The organism is Streptomyces sp. PTL18, from assembly GCF_059510295.1.
The window spans coordinates 1-857 of record NZ_JCAJZO010000116.1; the positions used below are offsets into that span (position 1 = coordinate 1).

General features: G+C 72.7%; 1 protein-coding gene. It reads left to right on the plus strand.

The annotated features are described in order from the left end of the window. Window positions 1-171 precede the first annotated feature (171 nt). Window positions 172-857 (plus strand): SDR family NAD(P)-dependent oxidoreductase (locus AC5WS8_RS39225; protein ID WP_496108249.1); only part of this gene is annotated, 686 nt, incomplete at its 3' end.

Below are 857 nucleotides of genomic sequence, written 5' to 3' on the forward strand. Positions count from 1 at the left end.
CTGGTGGCGGTGTTGGGTGGTGTGGGTGATGAGGATCAGGTGGCGGTGCGGGCGTCGGGGGTGTTCGGGCGTCGGTTGGAGCGGGTGCCGGTTGCCGGGGCCGGTGGGGTGGTGTGGCGGCCGCGGGGCACGGTGCTGATCACTGGTGGTACGGGTGCGTTGGGTGGCCGTGTGGCCCGGTGGGCTGCTGAGCAGGGTGCCGAGCATCTGGTGCTGGTGGGCCGTCGGGGGGTTGACGCGCCGGGTGCGGGTGAGTTGCGGGAGGAGCTCCGGGCGTGCGGTGTGCGGGTGACGGTCGTCGCCTGTGATGTGGCCGATCGTGCGGCGGTGGAGGCTGTTGTGGCCGAGCATCCGGTGGATGCGGTGGTGCATGCGGCCGGTGCGGTGGTGAACGTGCCGCTGGAGGCGATGTCGGCGGGGGAGCTTGCCGGGGTGTGGGCGGGCAAGGTGGCCGGTGCGGTGCACCTGGATGCGGTGTTGGGGGAGCGGGCGCTGGATGCGTTCGTGGTGTTCTCCTCGGTTGCCGGGGTGTGGGGTAGTGGTGGTCAGGCCGGTTATGCGGCGGCCAATGCGTTCCTGGACGGTCTGATCGAGTCGCGGTGTGCGCGGGGGCTTGTGGGTACGTCGGTGGCGTGGGGTCCGTGGGCCGGGGGCGGCATGGCGGCCGGTGCGGAGGCCGTGGAGGCACTTCGGCGCCGGGGTCTGGTGGCGCTGGAACCCGAGCGTGCGGTGCGGGCGCTGGGCCGGGTAGTGTCCGGTGGGGAGCCGGTGGTGGTGGTCGCGGACGTGGACTGGTCCCGGTTCACCCCGGCGTACACCAGCGTGCGTCCCAGCGCCCTCCTGACCGGCATACCCGA